We start from the raw sequence: 21,467 nt of genomic DNA, 5'->3' as shown, positions 1-21,467 counted from the left end.
TTATTAACCTCGAAAATGACGTTAAAAACATGATTTTTGAGAAAAATGAAAAAAAGTAATTGACGTTACCTAAATTTACACGTATCATAACATTAATTTTATAGGCAAGAAGATTTTGCTAGAGACTTTGGCACTAATTGACCAATGGTATATTTTCTGTAAAACTTTCAATTTATTTCACATCATGCAATGACATCCTAGAGAACTTCAATACCGAAATTATTTAAGGATGATTTCAATATTCGTCCTGATAATTTATATTGCAACAACATTTTTTAAGAGGAGGATTCGCATGAAGAAAAGAATGTCACTCCTGCTTGCAATCATGCTTTTGGCCATGACGGTATTGGCAGCATGTGGAGGCGGAGGAACAGCAGAACAGCCAAGTCAAGGGGAGCAAACGGAGCAAACACCACCAGCTGAAGGCGACAAAGATACTACAGAACCGCCTGCTGAAACTGGAGACGAAAGCCAAGGTTATTTCGAAGCAACTGATCCATCTAAGAATCCAACAGCTGCTAAAAATCGTAAAGATACACTGATCGTTGGTATGACTTCACCAAAAGGTGTTTTCAACCCGTTCTTCTGGCAAACAGCATATGATAAATATGTTGTAGAAGCAATTTTCGATTCTTTCTTCACGTTGAACGGGGATGGAACGTATTCGAACCGTTTGGCAGAAAGCGTTGAAGTTTCCGAGGATAAATTAAAGTATACGTTTAAATTGAAACAGGGTGTAACTTATTCAGATGGCACACCTGTAACAGTAAAAGATTATGCATTTGCGATGAAAGTTCTTCATGATGCTAGCTATGACGGTCAATCTGATATCTTCTCGACACATGTAAAAGGTGGTCAAGAGTATCATGATGGTAAAGCAACGGACATCTCTGGTGTTAAAGTTATCGATGACCACACCATCGAGATTGAAGTAACTGAAGCAAACGCTATGACGAAGGATTCTCTAGGAGACATTTCTTTCGTACCAGAAGCATACTACGGTAAAGATTACAAACAAGGCAACCTGGAGTACATGAAGAACCTGCATACTAAACCAATCGGTAGCGGTCAGTATGTACTGAAGAGCTTCGCTCCTGGTCAAGAGGTTGTATTGGAAGCTAACCCGAACTACTTCCTGGGGGCTCCGAAAATCAAAAACGTAATTTACAAAACAACTACTGATGAAACTAAATTGGCCATGTTCCAATCCGGTGAAATCGATATGGATATGGTTACCGTTAACGAAGATACCGTAGAAGAGTTGAAATCCATGGGCTTCTTGGATATCAACATCTTCCCAACCAATGGGTACGGTTACGTTGCCTTGAACCATAAAAATCCTAAGTTCCAAGATCCGAAAGTTCGTCAAGCATTATTATACGGTTTGAACCGTGCAGAAATCGTTGAAATTATCTATGGTCCTTATGCTAACGTAATCAACATTCCACAGTCGAATGTATCATGGGCATATACTACTGAAGGTATCGATACACATGATTTCGACATCGAGAAAGCGAAGCAGCTTCTTGATGAAGCAGGCTGGGTTCCAGGTGCTGATGGCATCCGTGAAAAAGACGGCAAGAAATTTGAGCTTCACTTCTCTGCAACAGCTGATAACCCGGTTGTAGATGCTTTGATTCCGGTAATGAATCAGAACTACCAAGAGCTTGGCATTAAGATCGTTGCAGAAACATTAGACTTCAATGCGATCATGGATAAGAAGGATAAAGGCGATTTCGAAATGTTCTTTGCTGCATGGGGCTTAACTCCAGATCCAGAATCCACTGTATACCGTACGGATGGACAGCAAAATGATATCGGATACTCCAATCCTGCTTATGATGCAGCAATGGATAAAGGTCTGAAAGCCTTCGATCTTGAAGAGCGTAAAGCAGCATATGCAGAAGCATATAAAGTGCTGAATCAAGACGTTCCGGATCTCCCGATTTACCAAAGACGTGATATGTGGGGTATCAACAGCCGAGTTAAAGGTATGGAAATTACTCCATATAAAGACTTCGTACATGATCTTTACAAAGTCGAACTTGAACAATAACAGCAGGAAACATATGCTCAGCTCGCAAGAGCTGGGCATATCCACTTATAAGCCGGGAGGAATATTATGAAGCAGTACATTATCCGGAGGCTGCTGCAGATTATCCCGACATTGATCGGGATCTCGATTCTCATATTTGCAATATCAGCAATGGTGCCAGGTGATTATATCACTGCAATGGATAACCCGACGATGACTGCTGAGAAAGCAGCTCAGCTTCGGGAAATTTATGGTTTGGATAAGCCGCCGGTGGAGCGTTACTTCACATGGGCTGGCAATATGTTAAAGGGCAATCTCGGAGATTCCCTTCAGCACAAACAACCGGTTACCACCGTTATGGGTAACTATGTATGGAACTCTGTTTTTATTGCCATTTTTTCGTTGATATTTAGCTGGATAATCGCTATCTTTGCAGGGGTATTCTCGGCTAAATTTCAGTATTCATTGTTTGATAAGATCGTAACCTTATTTATCTTTTTGTGTATGTCACTGCCTTCTTTCTTTATCGGACTCCTTCTCATCAAGATTTTTGCCTTAGATTTAGGATGGTTTCCGGTTGGTGGTATGAAAACTTCAGGCTTGAATGGAAACACATGGCAGCAACTGATTGACATCGCATGGCATATGTTCTTGCCAGTGACTGTACTTACAATGCTAAGCACAGGCAGCTTGACGCGGTATTTCCGTACAAGCATGCTGGAAGTTATCCGTCAGGATTATATCCGCACAGCCCGTGCAAAAGGATTGAAGGAACGTACGGTTATTTTCAAGCATGCTTTGCGTAATGCAATGCTTCCTGCGATCACTTTGATGGGCTTCGAGTTGCCAGGCTTATTTGGTGGAGCCATCATTTTGGAAAAGATATTCATTTGGCCTGGGGTTGGCCAGGTATATCTGGAATCGATCAATATGCGGGACTACCCGTTTATGCTCGGCTTCACGATATTTATTTCCGTACTGACATTGCTAGGTAACTTGTTATCTGATGTCCTGTATGGCGCCGCTGACCCAAGAATTCGCTTAAAGTAGGAGGAGATTCATTTGTCCGCAGAGGCTGCACCATTAAAAACGAATCTACCAGTATCGAAGAAGCAGCCGGATTCTCCATGGAGAATGGCTATTCGCCGTTTTTCCAGAAACCGTCTTGCTGTCATCGGACTTTTCATAATTGTATTTATGTTTTTGCTGTGTTTTATGGGCCCGGTCTTTTCACCTTATTCCCTATTTGATTACAGTGTAGCTGATAAGAATTTGCCTCCAAGCTCGAAGTATTGGTTAGGAACGGATAAACTGGGGCGCGATATTCTCCTGCGCATGATGCTTGCAGGCAGGATTTCCCTCACAGTTGGACTGGTAGCGACAGGTATTTCCATTATTATCGGTTCTACCCTTGGAGCATTGGCAGGGTTTTACCGTAAATGGGTGGATACGCTGATTATGCGTATGGCCGACATCTTTATGGCATTGCCCACGCTCCCAATTCTCATCATCTTGGGTGCGGTATTATCTGATTTGAAGGTAGATCCTTCCAAACGCATCTATTTCTTGATGCTTATCATTGGTATATTGGGTTGGAGCAGTATTTCCCGTCTCGTACGTGGTCAAATATTGGGGCTCCGTGAACAGGAATTTATGCAAGCAACGGAAGCCTTGGGACTTAAAGATCGTCGAAAAATCTTCCGTCATCTGCTTCCTAACACGATTCCAATCATCATTGTATCTGCAACGCTTGGTGTAGCGGGGGCTATCCTGTTTGAATCGGCATTGAGTTTCCTAGGGGTCGGGGTTGTTCCGCCAACCCCATCGTGGGGGAATATGATTTCTGCCGCCAACAATCTCATCGACTTCCGCAAGCGACCATGGTTATGGATACCGCCAGGCATGTGTATTCTTGTTACCGTGGTTGCGATTAACTTGATCGGTGACGGGCTTCGCGACGCACTTGACCCGAAAATGAAGAAGTAGGAGATGCGAATATGGCAAAAGAGTTAGTTGAGTTCCGCAATTTAAAAACGCATTTTCAAACCTCCGCAGGCACCGTGAAAGCCGTCGACGATGTAAGCTTCAAAATCCGTGAAGGTGAAACACTGTGCGTGGTGGGCGAGTCGGGCTGTGGTAAAAGCGTAACAGCCATGTCTCTTATGCGTTTAATCGATACACCTCCAGTAGGAGGAGAAATTCTATATGAAGGCAAGGACTTGCTGAAGATGAGCAAGCGCGAGATGAGTTTGATTCGCGGCAACGATATCGCCATGATCTTCCAAGAGCCAATGACCTCACTGAACCCGGTATTAACGATCGGGGAGCAGATTGTAGAACCTATTGTGTTACACCAGCTCGTAAACCGTAAAGAGGCCAAAAACCGTGCCATCGAACTCATCAATCTGGTAGGGATACCGCGTGCGGAGAAGATTTTCGACTCCTATCCGCATGAGCTTAGCGGTGGTATGCGCCAGCGGATTATGATCGCGATTGCACTTAGCTGTAATCCTAAACTCCTAATTGCAGATGAGCCAACAACTGCGCTGGACGTTACGATCCAGGCCCAGATTTTGGATCTGATGCGCGACATCAAAGGGAAAATGAATACATCCATTATGCTGATTACGCATGACCTGGGTGTCGTAGCTGAGATGGCTGATTACGTTGTTGTTATGTATGCCGGAAAAGTCATTGAAGAAGCTCCGGTAATCGAGCTCTTCAAGCAGCCGAAGCATCCATATACCAAGGGGCTTTTGAAAGCTAAGCCCATCATTAACCAGACCCAAGAACGTCTGTATTCGATTCCGGGACAGGTACCCAATCCGGTAGATCTTGGAGACAACTGTCATTTCCATGATCGCTGTGAATCATGCATGCAGATTTGTAGAGAGAAGACACCTCCGCTCGGTACGGATCCTAACGGCCATAAGGTCGCTTGCTGGTTGTATGAAGAGGAGGGGAAAGCGTAATGAGTCAAGCATTGATCGAAATTGATGGTTTGAAGAAATACTTTCCCATCACCGGCGGCATACTGCAGCGGACGGTGGGTAATGTAAGAGCAGTTGACGGAGTCAGCTTTATTATCAACAAAGGGGAATCCTTTGGGCTTGTAGGTGAATCCGGCTGCGGCAAAAGCACCATTGGCCGAACCATTCTCCGTTTGTTGGAGAAAACGGAAGGTAAAGTTATCTTTAATGGTCAAGATATCCATACCTTATCCAAAGAGAAGATGCGTGCACTCCGTCCGAAGATGCAGATCGTGTTCCAGGATCCATTCAGTTCCCTGAACCCAAGAATCAAGGTTGGCGAAGCGATCGGCGAAGCACTCATTGACCATGGCTTAGTTAACCGTAGGGATCTTAAGGATCGCGTTATTGAAACACTTGAGATTTGCGGCCTTGCTGCCTATCATTATGATCGTTATCCGCATGAATTCTCCGGTGGACAGCGTCAACGGATCGGGATTGCCCGCGCGTTGATTCTGAATCCAGACTTTATCGTAGCGGATGAGCCGGTATCTGCACTGGACGTATCGATTCAAGCGCAAATCATCAACTTGCTTAGTGACTTGCAGCGCGAGAAACAGTTGACCTACTTGTTCATTTCTCATGATCTCAGTGTTGTAGAGCATCTGTGCAACCGAATTGGGGTAATGTATCTGGGATCGATGGTAGAAATGGCTAGCAAGGAAGAGCTGTTCCGCAATCCTCTGCACCCTTATACGAAGGCATTGTTGTCGGCAGTTCCGGTACCGGATCCAACGCTGAAGCGCGAGCGGATTGTATTGCAAGGCGACATTCCGAGCCCGGCGAATCCGCCATCAGGCTGCAAGTTCCATACTCGTTGTCCACTGGCTTCAGAACTATGCAAGCAGGAGATTCCAGAGTATCGCGATATGGGGAACAATCACTTCGTTGCTTGTCACTACGCTTAATATGACTCTTCACATCTAAGTTTTCTGACAGCAATTAGAACATGTATTAGAAAATAAACAGATTCATAGGGGGACTTCCTCCGTCTGCGGACGGAAGGGGGTCTCTCTTTTATTTTCGAGTGACTAATCGACCGCATTTACAAAAATTTCTAAATAAAATTTCTGAAAAAAAAGCAGACCAAAAGAGCCTTTCAACCGTCTATAACTATGGAGGGCTAATTCTATGAGAAAACGGTGGCTTTGGTTCGTCATGATGTTGTTAATTATCGTCCCGATTGGGGCGGTTGTCATAGGAAATATAGAACGAGCGGGGTTTAAACCGAAGGTGGACGCGCGAGCGGTTGTCTTGATGGATTTAAACACCGGGCGTATTTTGCTCAGCAAAAATGGCGATGTACCTTTACCGCCTGCAAGCATGTCCAAGTTGATGACCGAGTTGGTTATTCTTGATGATATCAAAACCGGGAACAGATCCTGGGACGATGAAGTCAAAATAAGCGATCTTGCAACAGACGTCAGAGGAGTTAAGATTGCCCTGAAATCGGGTGAAATTCTGACGGTGCGCGAATTGTTCCAGAGCATAACGGTTTATTCGGCGAATGATGCCGCCGTAGCACTTGCCGAGCATTTTGCGGGCTCTGAGGAAGCGTTTGTCCGAAAAATGAATGCCAAAGCAAAAGAGATTGGTTTATCCAGCGCGACACGATTCGTGAACGCATCAGGAGTCGAGCGAGACACAGGTAGCGATCAAGCCTGGCCATTGGATGGAGAAACAGTGATGACCGCAGAGGATACGGCCAAACTGGCAGCGCATTTGATTCGCAGCCACCCGGATATTCTTAGCACCTCCAGCAAGACCCAAACCAAGATCAGTGGACGCAATTTATATTTAAGCAACACCAATTGGATGCTGCCATCGGTAGGAGGCCCTTATTCCTATGAAGGCACGGACGGCTTAAAAACAGGGTACACGGTCAATGCAGGATACTGCTTCACGGGCACCGCGGAGAAACAAGGCAGTCGGCTTGTTGCTGTTGTCATGGGTACTGAGTCTAAAGAAGCAAGATTCGAAGAGACACGCAAGCTGTTTGACTACGGATTTGCTAAAACGTTAACATGGAGAGAGCGACTGGATGACTGGTTTCAATATTCAGGAGTCACAGCCGCTCTTACGTATGATAAGAGACCCGTTTAGCGGATCGTTGAAGATTTGGTAGATTTATAGAACTGCCCGTGAAGGGTTCACATTTAACAATAATCTGGTTTACAATAGATGATGTGTTGAAACTGGCCTACTGATATGAAGTGAGTCAACGGGAAGAGTTCCCGTTTAATAAGGAGAGGAGGGTGAGCCAAGTAGCTTGGGGTGCAAGCAAGGGCCTTTAACGATCTGACTTATCCATTAAATTATTTTATAATAAAGAAGGAATCGAACTCATGAAGAGGAAATCAATATATATTACTCTCGCTTTGGTCATACTGCTGGGCTCCACCGCGTTTCTGTTCAGAACGCAGCTTGCGGTTGTAGCATTTGATCTGTTTATGGCAAAAGATGTAGAGGAATCATTGCAGAAATCGTATAAACCGCTCCAGAGCGACAAGACCCCTGAACCTGTAGTACTCCAGAGCGAACCGTTCTCCGTTATGCTGCTTGGGAGTGACCAGCGGGAGGATGAACCTGCGCGTTCGGATACGTTGATCTATGCGGTTGTGCGTCCCATGGAGTCCAAAGTGCTCTTAATATCGGTTCCAAGGGACACGTATGTCGATATTATCGGTAAGGACAAGAAAGACAAGATTAACCACGCGTTTGCATTTGGCGGACATCAAATGGCCAAAGATACGATGGAGGCATTTTTCGAGGAAGAACTTAATTATTATGCTTCCATTAATTTTAAGGGCTTGAAGAATGTTGTTGATGCCATCGGGGGCGTGGAGCTGCCGATCGGCAAGGATATCGTCAATAAAGGCAGAGACCATGAGAAATTCACAATTGAAGCTAACAAACCGATTTATAACGGCGAGGAAGCTTTGAATTATGTCCGATATCGGGAAGATAGCGACTTTAATCGTGCGAAGAGACAACAAGTGTTTTTGGACGTAGCGGCCAAGCGGGTGATGAAGCTTGATCAGATCGGCAAGGTGCCTGAACTTATTGAGATCATGGGAGATAATTTCCAGACCGATATGCAGCCTAAATTCATTATTGACCTGGCGAAGCAGATGCTGACGGGGGGCAAAGTGGATATGACCAGCTTTACAATCATGGGGGAAGGCATGAAAATTGGCGGCGTCTATTACAACGAGCCCGACATGGATGATGTGCAGGAAGCTCGGGATTTAATTGACAACTGGATGAATCCGGATACACCGGCTGACCAGCTGCTGCAGCCCAAAGATGCAGAGAAGCAAAAGTTGAAATAAATATACACCGGTATACCCGGATGAATGTCATAGTACGTTGCTTCATCTCAATCAGCAGTCGGATGGCTGCTGATTTTGTGCCCTATACAAGGAATCAGAACGACGAAGTTAACGTATGTATGAGTATGGATAGGGGAAGGAGTAACCTGCATACCTAGGCTTTAAATCAGGAAGGTTACTTAACATGACTTCAGAAGTTGGAGTCATAAGGAGGATAATGCATTATGAATATCGCTTTTTTTCTATTACCGAAGCAGGAAGTGATCTGTTTAACACTGGATTCTACGCTCAGGCAGACGCTGGAACGGATGGAGTTTCACCGATACACGGCTGTGCCCGTACTGGATAAGAACGGACAGTACGCAGGGACTGTAACGGAAGGTGATCTGTTGTGGCATATGAAAAATTCGGATGGCAAAATCACCTTTGAGAATGCTTCGAAATTTTTATTGAAGGATGTTCCTTTTCGTATGGATATTAAACCGGTGTCGATTGACGCCCGGATGGAGGATCTGATTAATCTGGCCAAGGTGCAGAACTTTGTGCCTGTGGTGGACGATATGAACCGCTTTATCGGCATTGTACGCAGAAGCCTTATCATTGAGTATTGTGAACGGTTTGTCTCCAAGGAGACGATGGAGTCCCACGGGGCATCATAATCAAGTAGATTTGTGAATAAACAAGGGCGTGGGACCACGATGACAATGTGGGTAACACGTCCTATTTTTATAGAAGCGAGGCAGCAGTGAAAGAGCGGGGAGGAATAACCGTGGCCCGATTGGAGTACAAAGAGAAGGTAGGTTATCTCTATCCACTGGTTCTAAGGATGGACAGGGTGCATGGGCCTTTGTGTGGGCGGCTTTTTTTTATGCTATAATGGAGAATAAAGCTGTTTTCAGGGAGAGATGGATATGCCAAATATGCCGAAGGACTTGGATGTAGCTAAACGCGCCAAAGTGATTGAATGGCTCAAAACCGAAGTAATTGACAATGTATCCCGGTTATTCAAAGCTCTATGGGAAGGCAGCACTACAAAGGTTGGAGACAGTTTGGCAAGCCTGATGATGAGCTCATACATACTGGGCCGAAGGCTCGGCTTGACCTATCGGGATTTGGACGATCTCTTGTTAGAGAAATTGAAAAAGCATAAGCAGGAAGGACATCAACTGGAAGATTGGTACCAGGATATTTCCGCGCTCGAAGAACATTTACGTAAGAGGTGAACATATTGAAACTGCGCTGGACTACGGCGGTATGGAGCGTTATTTATTTGTTTCTGCTGCTATCACTACTCACACCCTTTTCGATCGTAACGGCTTTCTTGTTAGTTCTGCCGGTTGCGATTCTGTTTACGGCTTTGAATACAAAATCATTTATCATGCATGTGGTGCCCGTGTGGCTGATCGCGCTTCTGATTCATCCCATATATGTGTTATTCGCGATCTATTTTGCCATTCCGGGGATCGTCATGGGGTATTTGTACCGGAAGCGGAAGGCTGCCATGCAGGTATTGAAGTATGGCATGGCTGTCATGCTGGTGGAAATGCTCATTCTGCTCATGATCAGCACGGCCTTCTTCCAATTAAATCTGTCGGAGTACGTGGATGAGATTGTGAAGATGACGACCGCTCCGCTCACTGAGATGGGTGTAGAAGGCGGCCTAGGCGGACAGTTCCTTGGCACAGAACTCGATACACAGTTCATTAAAGATCAAACGATGCGCTTGGTTCCTTTTGCGATGATTATCAGCTCGTTCCTCATGACGGTGGTAACCCATGCTTTGGCTCGTCCTACGCTGGGCAGCATGGGCTTGTCCGTGCCGCGGCTGAAGCCGGCTAGAGAATGGATGCTGCCGCGTTCCCTGATCTGGTACTACTTGCTCATTTTCTTCATCAACATAGCAACCGTCGATTCGGACAATACCTTCATGAAGATGATTGTGGCTAACGCTACACCTTTGCTGCAGATCTGCTTCATGATTCAAGCGCTGGGGTTCTTCTACTATCTCGCTCACGAACGGAAGTGGCATCCGATTGTACCGCTTTTGACGGCTATACCGATTGTGCTGTTCCCGCCGGCTATGATTATCGGAATCCTGGACTTGGCGTTCCCACTTCGTCAGGCGTTTAGTAAAACCAAAAGATAGGGTGATGAGTCATGCCTAAATTTCTGCAGAAGCGCTGGCACGGCTATCATACCGTCTGGGCGTTTGCGCTGGTGCTTCTGCTTGTTATTTTTCTGTCGTTCTACAATACCATTCTGGGGCTGGTCGGATTGCTGCTTGCGGTGGTAGGCGGCTATGCGATGCTGAAGACGGAGATGCAATTCCGCCGCGAGCTGGTGGATTATATTGGGGATCTGTCATTTCGGATTCAGCGGGTCGAGGGCGAAGCGGTAAGCGTACTGCCATTTGGCATTGTGCTGTACAGCGAAGACAAGACTGTGGAGTGGCATAACCAATTCGTAGTCAATATGTTTCCGCATCAATCGTTGGTCGGGGTATCCTTGCAGGAGTTGTTTCCTCAGCTGGTTAACGCGATGAAGGAAGCCCAAGAGAAGAAGGATAACAAGGAGAAGCTGCCGAAAGAAATTCGTCTGGAGATCTCCCACGAGGATAAGTTCTATGGAGCAACCGTCATTCCGGATGAGCGACTCATTTATCTGGATGAGATTACCGAGCTGGCCGTGCTAAGGCAGCGGTATGAGGATGAGCGATTGGCTTTGGGCATTATCATGATGGATAACATCGATGAGGCCTCGCAGGGGATGGATGATCAACAGCGTACGGCATTGATTGCGAAGGTAACCAGTGAGATCACCGATTGGGCGCGTGAATTTAACGTCTATTTGCGGAGACTTTCCTCGGACCGCTATTTGATGATGCTCAACCACCGGTCGCTGGATGCGCTGGAGAACAGCCGTTTTCTCATCTTGGATGAAGTCCGGGAGATGACCGCCGATCTGAAGGTACCGCTGACGCTAAGCGTTGGCCTTGCCTTCGGTTCAGAGGACATTACGGAGCTGGGGCAGCTGGCACAATCCAGTTTGGATATGGCGCTGGGCCGCGGCGGAGATCAAGCTGCCGTCAAAGCGGGTCAAAGGCTTTCCTTCTATGGCGGTAAATCCAATGCAGTGGAGAAACGGACGCGCGTAAGGGCACGTGTCATCTCCCATGCGCTGCGTGATTTGATGCAGGAGAGCGACAAAGTGATCATCATGGGCCATAAGCTGCCGGATATGGACGTGGTCGGCGCTGCAATCGGCATACTGAAAGCAGCCCAGATGTATAAAGTGGAGGCTTATATCGTGATGGAGGGAATGAATCCGTCGATTTCGAGGCTTATGGAAGAGGTCCGCAAGGACGAGGCCTTGATGAACCGATTCGTCTCCACCGAACAAGCGATGCAGATGATGACAGAGCATACATTGCTCGTTGTGGTTGATACGCATAAAGCCTCCATGACGATGGAGCCGCGGCTGGTTCATCGCGCAAGCCGGGTTGTGGTGATGGACCATCACCGGCGCGGAGAAGAGTTTATTAATGACGCAGTGCTGATCTATCTTGAACCGTATGCCTCCTCGACCTGTGAGCTGGTTACCGAGGTGCTGCAATATATTCACGAGCGGGTATCCCTTACTCCGGTTGAGGCGACAGCCTTATTGGCGGGGATCACAGTGGATACCAAGCATTTTGCCCTCCATACGGGATCGAGAACGTTCGAAGCTGCCGGTTTCCTGCGGCGTCACGGAGCTGATACGATGATGATTCAGCGGGTGCTCAAGGAAGATCTGACAGAATTTATAGCGAAGGCAGAAATCGTGAAACATGCTAAAATGGTATATGACCATATCGCCATTGCGGTATCGACGAGTGGGGAGCCTATGCCGCAGCTGCTGATCGCTCAAGTAGCGGATATGCTGCTGAATATGACGGATGTGCAGGCATCATTTGTCATTAGCGAACGCACAGACGGCAAGATTGGCATTAGCGCCCGCTCCATGGGCAAGATGAATGTTCAGATGATTATGGAACGTCTCGGGGGAGGCGGACATTTAACGAACGCCGCAGTACAACTGGATACGACGCCTGAGAAAGCTGAGGAGAAGTTGATGGAGGTACTGAAGGACATCGAAGCGAAAGAGGGGTTATTTGAATGAAAGTCATTTTCATAAAAGATATGAAGGGTCAAGGCAAGAAAGGTGAAGTGAAGGAAGTTTCGGAAGGGTACGCAACAAACTTCCTGATTCCGCGGGGAGTCGCTCGTCCGGCAACCGACGGCAACATGAAGACGCTGGAGCAGCAGCAGGCTTCCGAGGAGAAGCGCAAAGCCCAGGAGAAGGAAGAGGCGCAGGCGCTCGGCAAGAAGCTGGAAGAGATGACGGTTGTCCTGAAAGCTAAAGCTGGAGAGGGCGGCCGTTTGTTCGGTGCCATTACCAGCAAACAAATTGCTGAAGCTCTGGCAGGACAGAAGATCAAAATCGACAAACGCAAAATTGAACTTAGCGATCCGATCCGCAGTCTGGGTGTTACCCAGATTCCGGTGAAGCTGCACCCTGACGTCAAGGCGACGCTCAAGGTTCAAATTACGGAGGAGTAGTATGGGAGGAGAACTCTATTTCGATCGGGTCCCCCCGCAGAACCTTGAGGCAGAGCAGGCGGTGCTGGGTGCCATTCTGCTGCAAAGTGAAGCGCTGATTACAGCGATGGAGCGGGTGCAGGCCGAGGACTTCTACGACAAAACGCATCAGATGATCTATGAAGTTATGGTGCAGCTCGGGGAAGGCAATCAACCGATCGATCTGGTGACCCTTACATCTCTCCTGCAAGATAAAGGGCAGCTGGAAGAGGTCGGAGGCGTCAGCTATTTAGCTAAGCTGGCACATGCGGTTCCGACGGCTGCAAACGTGGATTATTACGCCCAGATCATCGAAGAGAAATCGATGCTGCGGCGGTTGATTCGAACCGCAACACAGATTGTCAGTGAAGGATATACCGGAGGGGAAGACGTATCCGGTATGCTCAGCGAGGCGGAGCGCCGCATTCTCGAGATCTCCAATCGACGCACAGGCAGCGGGTTTATTGCGATCCGCGATGTGCTGATGGAAGTATTCGAGAAGGTGGAGGTTCTCCATCAGAACCGGGGAAATACAACGGGAATTCCATCCGGCTTCGTGGACTTGGACAAAATGACAAGCGGATTCCAGCGCAACGACTTGATCATCGTAGCTGCCCGTCCTTCCGTAGGTAAAACCGCATTTGCCTTGAATATCGCCCAGAATGTGGCGATTCGTGCCAAGGAAACCGTAGCGATCTTCAGTCTGGAGATGTCAGCGCCGCAGCTCGTACAGCGTATGATCTGTGCGGAGGCTAACCTGGACGCCGGGGTCATGCGTAACGGTGATTTCAAGGGTGATGAGGATTGGTCCAAACTCACGATGGGCATTGCAGCTCTGTCGGAAGCCGAGATCTACATTGATGATACACCGGGCGTTACGGTTGCCGATATACGTGCGAAGTGCCGCCGTCTGAAGAAGGAGAAGGGGCTCGGCATGATCCTGATCGATTACCTCCAACTCATTCATGGACGCGGCAAGGCGGGGGAGAACCGGCAGCAGGAGGTATCCGAGATCTCACGTACGCTTAAACAAATCGCCCGTGAGCTCGAAGTGCCGGTTATTGCGCTGTCACAGCTCAGCCGGGGAGTGGAGCAGCGTCAGGATAAGCGTCCGATGATGAGTGACCTTCGGGAATCCGGTTCGATTGAGCAGGATGCCGATATCGTTGCGTTCTTGTACCGGGATGATTATTACAATCAGGAGACGGAGAAGAAGAACATCATCGAGATCATCATTGCCAAACAGCGTAATGGTCCTGTAGGCACGGTGGAACTGGTCTTCCTGAAGAACTTTAATAAATTCGTCAATTACGAGCGAACCCATGCCGATGCCTTCGCCGCCGGATAACGGCGGTATTCAACCTTGGTCTAGCCAGACAGATACTTGCCGCTGGCTGTAAGTTAGGGGCATTTCTTAAGATATCAAGTATAAACTTCGAAGCTTGGGCCTTCCTGATATCGCAAGAAAAACTTCCTCTAACCGCGGTCTGTCTTCAGAGAAAGTACGTTGACAGTCGTTTTTCTTATGGCGGTTCCCCGAATAATGCGGCAATCATTGTATAATCTCGTCCTAATTCCGAACAATCGTACACACTGATGTGCGATTGTTCGTTTTTGTATTTGACTTTAAAAATGGGGACTGTTACACTGGTATTGCTGCTTTAGTGCAGTGAGGTTGAATTTTACTCATCATGTAGAGGTTATTTCATCAGTGTTACGTGAAATATTAAGGGTGTAACAGCCCGGGCGGAGGAATGAATATGTCAACGGTAGTCGTTGTGGGAACACAATGGGGAGATGAAGGGAAAGGGAAAATCACGGATTATTTGGCGGAAAGCGCTGACGTGGTAGCCCGTTACCAAGGCGGCAACAATGCCGGCCACACCATTCTGATTGACGGTAAAAAATTCAAGCTTAGCTTGATTCCATCCGGAGTATTCTATAAAGATAAAACCTGTGTGATCGGAAACGGTATGGTCGTTAACCCGGCTGCACTTATTGAAGAGATTAATTATATTCATGATAACGGGTTCAGCACGGATAATCTGGTAATCAGTGATCGTGCTCATGTTATCATGCCTTATCATATGGTATTGGATGCTCTGGAAGAGGACCGCAAAGGTCCGAACAAAATCGGTACGACCCGCAAGGGAATCGGCCCTTGCTACATGGATAAAGCGGCACGTAACGGTATCCGGATCGCAGATTTGATGGATGCGGAAGAGTTCGAGCTGAAGCTTCGCCATCTGGTGAAGGAGAAGAATCAAGTCATTACCCAGGTGTATGGCGGGGAAGAACTCAATGTCGAAGAGATTCTGACGCAATACCTGGAATACGCCGAAATCATTCGTAAATATGTGCGTGATACTTCCGTCATCCTGAATGATGCAATCGATGCGAATCAAAAAGTATTGTTCGAAGGCGCGCAAGGCGTTATGCTGGACATCGACCAAGGCACGTACCCGTTCGTTACGTCTTCGAATCCTTCTGCCGGCGGTGTATGTATCGGCTCCGGTGTAGGGCCATCGAAGATTCAACAGGTGATCGGTGTGGCTAAATCCTATACGACGCGTGTAGGGGATGGACCTTTCCCAACGGAGCTGGACAATGAGATCGGTGAGTACATTCGTGAAAAAGGACATGAATACGGCACGGTGACCGGACGTGCTCGCCGCGTAGGCTGGTTCGATAGCGTAGTTGTACGCCATGCTCGCCGTGTGAGCGGAATTACCGGCTTGTCCCTGAACTCGCTTGATGTGCTGAGTGGTCTTGAGACCGTTAAGATCTGTACGGCATATAAATTCCGCGGTGAAGAAATCACACACTATCCAGCAAGCCTGAAAATGCTTGCTGAATGCGAAGCAATCTATGAAGAGCTGCCAGGCTGGAACGAAGACATTACCGGAGCAAAAACGCTGGAGGATCTGCCGGAGAACACCCGTCGCTATGTCGAGCGCGTATCCGAGCTGACCGGCATTCCGATTGCCATCTTCTCCGTTGGCCGCAACCGGGAGCAGACGAATCAAGTGCTTCCGATTTACGAGAAATAATCTCGCTTTGGACCAAGAATAGAGAGACTAGAAGTTCAATTTCAACAATAAGATAGGTCCATGAACCTGCCGATGATATTGTCGGCGGGTTTTTCTTTTGGGCAATGAAGTGAAATCAAGAAACACCTCGAGATAACATTGATACCCAAAATGTGGAAGAATTTGTCCCTTCATTTGAATAATATTATCCCTTAGTCGGTTGTCCATCCACCCTATAATGGAGAGAGACATAGAGGACAGCACGCTGATAATTTGGAATTGGGGCTAAAGGCAGCGGGTATATGCAGTCAGAACAATGTAGGGGGGACAGAAGCCATACGAATTCAATGAGGCGTATGGCCTTCTTGAGAGCTGGACAAGGTACACGATCCAGCATAATAAAAACCGGATTCATCTACTAGGTTACTAGGGATGAATCCGGTTTTTTCATACTATAGCAGAGTGGGCGGTCGCTGTTCGGTTAACTTGCCGTCCTCGATATAGACGATTCGGTCACATAGATCGAGCATGCGCTTGTCATGCGTGACCATGACGGCGGCTTTCTGGCGCAACTTGACCTCATCGGCGAGCATCTGAACAACGGTTCGACCGCGCTCCGAATCCAGGCTTGCAGTCGGCTCGTCTGCAAGAATGAGCTCCGGATTGTTCATCCATGCCCGGGCAATGGCAACGCGCTGCCGTTCGCCGCCGGATAAGCTCTCAGGGTAATGAAACTTACGGTGCGATAAACCCAGCCGATGAAGCAGCTCATCCGCCCGCTGCTGCGGCTCCTGGCCGTGCTGTCCTGCCAGCTTGGCAATCAGGAGGAGATGATCGCGAACAGTTAGATAAGGAATCAGATTGGAGGATTGAAAGACAAATCCGATATGGTTCAGCCGCAGCTGATTCAATTTTTTTGCAGATAGCCTTGTAACCTCCTGATCGCCCATCCATATTCGTCCCTGGGTAGGGGATAGCAGTGCCCCTGCAATGGAGAGAAAGGTACTTTTGCCGGAGCCGGAAGGCCCAACAACCGCGACAAATTCCCCGCTTTTGATGTCCAGTGATATGTTGTTAAGTACGTTAACTGTGGTATCCCCATCGCCGAATTGTTTGCTCACCTGATCCAATAACAGTTTGGATGATTTCATTATGCAGCCCTCCCGATAGCTTCGATGGCATCGATCTTGATGACGCGATACAACGACAATAGCGATCCCATCAGGGATACCGCGAGGAATAGCAACGAACAGAGCAGGACGACCGAAGGGGGTAATGAAAACGGTACGATGCCGGACAGTAGGAGCGATACTCCATAAGTCAGGCCAATGCTGATCGCAAGACTGACGATGGTAAGGGTCAGGACTTGAAAAATGAGATTCCTCACCAGATAGCCGGTTCCAGCTCCAATGGCCTTCAGGACGCCGAACTGATTCATTTTCTGAATCGTGATGACGTAAAAGAACACAGCCAGGACAAAAGCCGCGATCACAAACAAGAATACAATCATCATGATAAGAGAGCCTTGCTCCTCCTTAAATCCGGGGATGCCCTGCAGCGCTTCGTCTTTCGTCATGATCTCAATGCCGGATACCTCCCGGGCCAAGGCTTCTATCTGCTCCGGACTGCCATTTAAAGCGACCGCACTATAGATGGGTACTTGCTTCGCACTACTTGGAAGAAGAGCCTTCCATTCCTCAAAATTTATATGAATGACCGGGGCATGACTGAAGGATTGACCTTCCGTAAACGCCGCAATCGTAAAAGCGGCGCCTGTAGCCTGATCTACGATCCGGTCACCCAGCCGGTACCCGTCGTCCTTCAGGGATCTGTCGGCCATCACATGGTCTGTATCCGTATTGCTAATCATGGTGCCTTCAACAACTTTGGGGGCCAACATGCTCTCCACATCGATGGCAAAAAAAGCCGCGTCGAATTTGGCCGTGGAGCCTTCCTTGGTCAACGTGTTCATGTGCACCCCTAGCGGCGTGGCATCGTTTCCACCAGGGTGTCGCTGTACTTCGTTCCAGAGTTCTTCGGTAAGAATGGAACGATTGATCCGATGATCGGACTCTTCCTGAAGCACCAAATAGTCGGCCTTCATATTTTGTATGGAAGAGGCGTTATCGGAGGAGAGCCCTTGAGCCAATCCCGTCACGAACAGGACGAGCCAGGCAATCAGTACCATAATGAAACCAATCAGCAGATAGCGCAGCTTCGCATGTCGAAGTTCACGCAGTGCAAGAAACATGTGTTTCTCATCTCCATTCCTGTAATTGAGTAGCGCATCATCCCTTTTTATCGATCTCTGAGGGATATGCCTTAAGTATAGGAATGGAATATGAACGGAGCATGAACTCACGATAAGGTTGCATTACACGATGGAGAGAATGACGGTGAAGGTGGTTCCTTTTCCAGGCTCACTCGTTACTTCAATACGCCCGCCATGGAGCTCAACAATCTTCTGAGTAATGGATAAGCCCAATCCGCTGCTGCCCTCTGAACGATCCCGAGCCTCATCCACACGGTAGAATCTGTTAAAGATGTGGGGGAGATGCTCTTGCGGAATGCCAATGCCCGTATCCGAGATCTCGATGCTGCATTGTTTGTTGTTTTGTTCGGTGACACGCAGCGAGATGACGCCCTCTGGAGCAGTAAATTTAATGCTATTGGTGATGAGGTTGGTCCATACTTGATGCAGCAGGTGTTGATCACCATAGATATAGGTTGAAGGCAGCGACATATCGATGGTCAAGTCCTTGCTGCGCCAGCTCCATTCGGTGTGAAACAATACCTGCCTGATTTGCTCGGCAACGTCGAAGGTGGATTTCTCCAGAATGTTCTCTTCCTTATCCAAGGAAGCCAGCATAAGCAGCTGTTTGCTAAGTTGGGATATGCGGCGGCTCTCCGCTTCAATGATCGACAAGTAACGCTGCCGCTGTTCTTCGGACAAGCGTTTGGTTTGCAGCGTCTGCGAAAAGCCCTGAATGGAGGCAAGCGGTGACTGGATTTCATGCGATACATTGGATACAAACTCCTGACGCATCTGCTCCAGCTGCGCCAAACCTTTGGCCATCTGGGAAAAATGATTTGCGAGCTGTCCCAGCTCATCCCGCCGGGTGACATTCAGCTCAATGTTATATTGGCCCTGCGCCACGCTCTGGGTAGCCTCAGTTAACTTCACAATCGGTTTCACGATATATCGCGTAATGATGCCTACAAGCAGAATGCTCAGCAGGATGGCGATGGCCATAATGATCGAGAAGAAGATCCGCATTTCCCCGAATTGAACGGTAATATCGGGCCTGATGAAGAGCGCGTGAGACCTGCCGTCAACCTGTAATGGAATGCCGATGGAATTGCTTAGGACATTGTCAAAAAAGCCGGTAATGAACAGTTCAGATGGGAACTCCCCGATGCCATGGTACACCTTCCCGTTCAGTACCCGCTGCACCGTTTCGGTCGAGAGATCGCGTTCACGGAATAAGCCGCCATAGAACCACTCTTTGCCTTGATCGTTCACCAGATAGAATTGATAGCCGAGCTGTCCGATGTGGTGGAGATATTCATGAATATCAATCTCCGGGTGGCTGTCATAGAAATCCCCGATATCCTTGGCCATGGTGGTGACCTTCTGATCATTAAATGGCTTGAGATTGTACTGGTAGTAGAGATTGGACAGCACAAAAGCAATCAAGCTGCTGATAACCATAATGGCGATGGTAGTGAGGACGATTCGCGAATAGAGAGTTCTCACTGCGGCGCCGCCTCCAATTTATACCCCACACCCCGAATGGTCCGTATTTGGAAATCTCCGCTTCGGTCCGCGAAGCGTTCCCGCAGCCGTTTGATATGGACGTCAACGGTCCGGTCATCTCCGTCAAAATCCGTTCCCCAGATGAGCTGAATCAATTCCTCGCGCGAGAACGTCCGGTCCGGGTAGCTCGCAAGCTGGGAGAGAAGTTCAAATTCCTTCATCGGCAGCATCAGTACCTTCCCGTGCCCCTGGACTTCATAGCTTTTGCGGTCGATGATGGTTTCGTTCAGATGGATCTTATCCGCGCTGACCATCTGATACCGCCGCAAAAGCGCCTTGATTCGAAACAGCAGCTCCCTTGGTTCAAATGGTTTGGTTAAGTAGTCATCCGTTCCAACAGCAAAGCCTTTCTCCTTATCCACGAGCTGATCCTTGGCCGTCAGCAGAATAACGGGAAAATCATAATAACGCCGAATTTCTTCGCAGAGCTGATAACCGTCCTTGTTCGGCATCATGACATCCACGACAGCCAGGTGAACCTGTTCCTCCGCTAAGCAAGCAGAAGCTTCCTCCCCATCAGCAGCAGTAAAGACCGTGTACCCTTCGGATTGAAGATGATATTGCAGCAGTTCCCGAATATGCGCGTCGTCATCCGCGATTAATATATGAATCATTACTAGAATGAACCTCCTTCATGTGTAGTTCCGATGACTATATATGTATCATAAATACCCCTGTGCGGTCGATTGCAGCCTTCATAGCACGGAAGTAGTGTGGCCTAAAATCACCTGAATCATGAAATATATCAAATGGAAGTAGAAAAAATGGATGATATGGGATTGAAGCGATTCCGAGCCGTCAATACTGGAAAAAGAAAGCAATTATGGCCATGTCATTTCAGAGCATGCATGAGCGAAGGAGGAATATGGATGAAGTGGATGAAATGGCTGCTGAAAGTCAGCCTGACCGCCATCCTGGTGAGCACGCTCACGATTGTGACAACAGGCATCGTGGTCAATGCCTATATTCAATCGGTGTTGTCCAGTTTTAACATTCAGCTGGAGACAGAGTCGATCGGGGTTGGAGGTATTATGAAGTCGATGCTGGGCATGGGCTCCGGCACAAAGTCGGATGTTGGCAGCGTCAACGCCGTGAAGGATAACGAATCGGCAGAAGATAAAGGTACCGAGTCCAAAGAACCGGCATCAGGAGCCAGATCAGAGACGAAAGGTGAGGCAAAAGAGGACAAGGAGACCAGTTCGGGATCATCGGGAACGTCAGGGGGGCCGCCGAATGAAGAAGAGGCACCGGATAATTCTTTGCCAGTGATGGGCACAAACACGACAGAGCAGCCTGACAATTCCTCGCTGGAAGATCAGGAGATTGTAATGACACCGGGGGAAATTGTGGATCGGAAGGACAGTCTGCCAACAGAGGAGAAGGAAGAAATTTTTACCATGCTGATGAATAAGCTGCCTCAATCGGAAATGCAGAAGATCTCCGAGGCGATGGAGGATGGTCTGACCGCAGCGGAACTTGCGAACATCGAACAGGGCATATCCAAATATTTGAATGCAGAGGAATTCGATAAACTGATTACCATGCTCAAAGAATAACGGTATGACGGCGTTCAGGCTTGTTCTGTCACTGTTTTGTCACTGACTTGCTA

General features: G+C 48.0%; 19 protein-coding genes. 15 read left to right on the top strand and 4 right to left on the bottom strand.

What is annotated here, in order from left to right; genetic code table 11:
- Nucleotides 1-292 precede the first annotated feature (292 nt).
- The 14 genes from AB4124_RS29540 to AB4124_RS29475 all read left to right on the top strand — a co-directional run bounded on the left by AB4124_RS29540 (nt 293) and on the right by AB4124_RS29475 (nt 16,062).
- On the top strand, nt 293-2,056 hold the full coding sequence (locus tag AB4124_RS29540) for an ABC transporter substrate-binding protein (RefSeq protein WP_441975040.1): 1,764 nt from the start codon (nt 293-295) through the stop codon (nt 2,054-2,056).
- 66 nt (nt 2,057-2,122) lie between these two features.
- The gene (locus tag AB4124_RS29535) at nt 2,123-3,085 is read left to right on the top strand and encodes an ABC transporter permease (protein ID WP_430113281.1); all 963 of its coding nucleotides are present in this window, start codon (nt 2,123-2,125) and stop codon (nt 3,083-3,085) included.
- A 12-nt stretch (nt 3,086-3,097) separates the two neighbouring features.
- Nucleotides 3,098-4,021 carry an oligopeptide ABC transporter permease gene (opp4C, locus tag AB4124_RS29530; RefSeq protein WP_430113282.1) on the top strand — a complete coding sequence of 308 codons (924 nt, stop codon included), beginning with the start codon at nt 3,098-3,100 and terminating at the stop codon, nt 4,019-4,021.
- Between the two features lie 11 nt (nt 4,022-4,032).
- Complete coding sequence (locus AB4124_RS29525; RefSeq protein ID WP_430177931.1) at nt 4,033-5,007, top strand: ABC transporter ATP-binding protein; 975 nt, start codon at nt 4,033-4,035, stop codon at nt 5,005-5,007.
- Complete coding sequence (locus AB4124_RS29520; RefSeq protein WP_430113284.1) at nt 5,007-5,972, top strand: ABC transporter ATP-binding protein; 966 nt, start codon at nt 5,007-5,009, stop codon at nt 5,970-5,972. The genes AB4124_RS29525 and AB4124_RS29520 overlap by 1 nt, the downstream gene beginning before the upstream one ends.
- Nucleotides 5,973-6,195: 223 nt before the next feature.
- Entirely contained in the window at nt 6,196-7,167 is a 972-nt protein-coding gene (locus AB4124_RS29515) for a D-alanyl-D-alanine carboxypeptidase family protein (protein ID WP_098749588.1), read from the top strand.
- A 242-nt stretch (nt 7,168-7,409) separates the two neighbouring features.
- Entirely contained in the window at nt 7,410-8,396 is a 987-nt protein-coding gene (locus tag AB4124_RS29510; protein WP_076326275.1) for an LCP family protein, read from the top strand.
- Nucleotides 8,397-8,620: 224 nt separating this feature from the next.
- Nucleotides 8,621-9,055 (top strand): CBS domain-containing protein, encoded by a 435-nt coding sequence (locus tag AB4124_RS29505; protein ID WP_076326274.1) that lies wholly within the window; start codon nt 8,621-8,623, stop codon nt 9,053-9,055.
- 261 nt (nt 9,056-9,316) lie between these two features.
- Nucleotides 9,317-9,619, top strand: a complete 303-nt coding sequence (locus AB4124_RS29500) for a MazG-like family protein (protein ID WP_179090743.1) — start codon at nt 9,317-9,319, stop codon at nt 9,617-9,619.
- Between the two features lie 5 nt (nt 9,620-9,624).
- Nucleotides 9,625-10,542: a DUF2232 domain-containing protein gene (locus AB4124_RS29495; RefSeq protein WP_441975039.1), complete on the top strand. Its 918-nt coding sequence runs from the start codon at nt 9,625-9,627 to the stop codon at nt 10,540-10,542.
- Nucleotides 10,543-10,553: 11 nt separating this feature from the next.
- Nucleotides 10,554-12,554 carry a DHH family phosphoesterase gene (locus AB4124_RS29490; protein WP_076326271.1) on the top strand — a complete coding sequence of 667 codons (2,001 nt, stop codon included), beginning with the start codon at nt 10,554-10,556 and terminating at the stop codon, nt 12,552-12,554.
- The gene (rplI, locus tag AB4124_RS29485) at nt 12,551-12,994 is read left to right on the top strand and encodes a 50S ribosomal protein L9 (RefSeq protein ID WP_071219349.1); all 444 of its coding nucleotides are present in this window, start codon (nt 12,551-12,553) and stop codon (nt 12,992-12,994) included. Before AB4124_RS29490 ends, rplI begins: the two co-directional genes overlap by 4 nt.
- A gap of 1 nt (nt 12,995) precedes the next feature.
- The gene (gene dnaB / locus AB4124_RS29480) at nt 12,996-14,360 is read left to right on the top strand and encodes a replicative DNA helicase (protein ID WP_071219350.1); all 1,365 of its coding nucleotides are present in this window, start codon (nt 12,996-12,998) and stop codon (nt 14,358-14,360) included.
- A 412-nt stretch (nt 14,361-14,772) separates the two neighbouring features.
- The gene (locus tag AB4124_RS29475; RefSeq protein WP_098749584.1) at nt 14,773-16,062 is read left to right on the top strand and encodes an adenylosuccinate synthase; all 1,290 of its coding nucleotides are present in this window, start codon (nt 14,773-14,775) and stop codon (nt 16,060-16,062) included.
- Between the two features lie 431 nt (nt 16,063-16,493).
- Here AB4124_RS29475 and AB4124_RS29470 read toward each other — a convergent pair whose 3' ends face one another.
- The 4 genes from AB4124_RS29470 to AB4124_RS29455 all read right to left on the bottom strand — a co-directional run bounded on the left by AB4124_RS29470 (nt 16,494) and on the right by AB4124_RS29455 (nt 20,472).
- Nucleotides 16,494-17,192: an ABC transporter ATP-binding protein gene (locus tag AB4124_RS29470; RefSeq protein ID WP_430113287.1), complete on the bottom strand. Its 699-nt coding sequence runs from the start codon at nt 17,190-17,192 to the stop codon at nt 16,494-16,496.
- Nucleotides 17,192-18,292, bottom strand: a complete 1,101-nt coding sequence (locus AB4124_RS29465; RefSeq protein ID WP_430128197.1) for an ABC transporter permease — start codon at nt 18,290-18,292, stop codon at nt 17,192-17,194. Before AB4124_RS29465 ends, AB4124_RS29470 begins: the two co-directional genes overlap by 1 nt.
- Before the next feature lie 123 nt (nt 18,293-18,415).
- Complete coding sequence (locus AB4124_RS29460) at nt 18,416-19,798, bottom strand: sensor histidine kinase (RefSeq protein WP_441975038.1); 1,383 nt, start codon at nt 19,796-19,798, stop codon at nt 18,416-18,418.
- Nucleotides 19,795-20,472 carry a response regulator transcription factor gene (locus tag AB4124_RS29455; protein ID WP_441975037.1) on the bottom strand — a complete coding sequence of 226 codons (678 nt, stop codon included), beginning with the start codon at nt 20,470-20,472 and terminating at the stop codon, nt 19,795-19,797. The genes AB4124_RS29460 and AB4124_RS29455 overlap by 4 nt, the downstream gene beginning before the upstream one ends.
- A 255-nt stretch (nt 20,473-20,727) precedes the next feature.
- On the opposite strand from AB4124_RS29455, the gene AB4124_RS29450 reads away from it, so the two are divergent.
- Nucleotides 20,728-21,414, top strand: coding sequence for a hypothetical protein (locus AB4124_RS29450; protein ID WP_441975036.1), 687 nt, complete (start codon nt 20,728-20,730; stop codon nt 21,412-21,414).
- The last annotated feature ends 53 nt before the right edge of the window (nt 21,415-21,467 follow it).

This window comes from Paenibacillus sp. 2KB_20, from assembly GCF_052115765.1.
Lineage (GTDB): Bacteria > Bacillota > Bacilli > Paenibacillales > Paenibacillaceae > Paenibacillus_AQ.
Note: the sequence above shows the minus strand (reverse complement) of the source record. Positions and strands in the feature narration are given on the sequence as shown.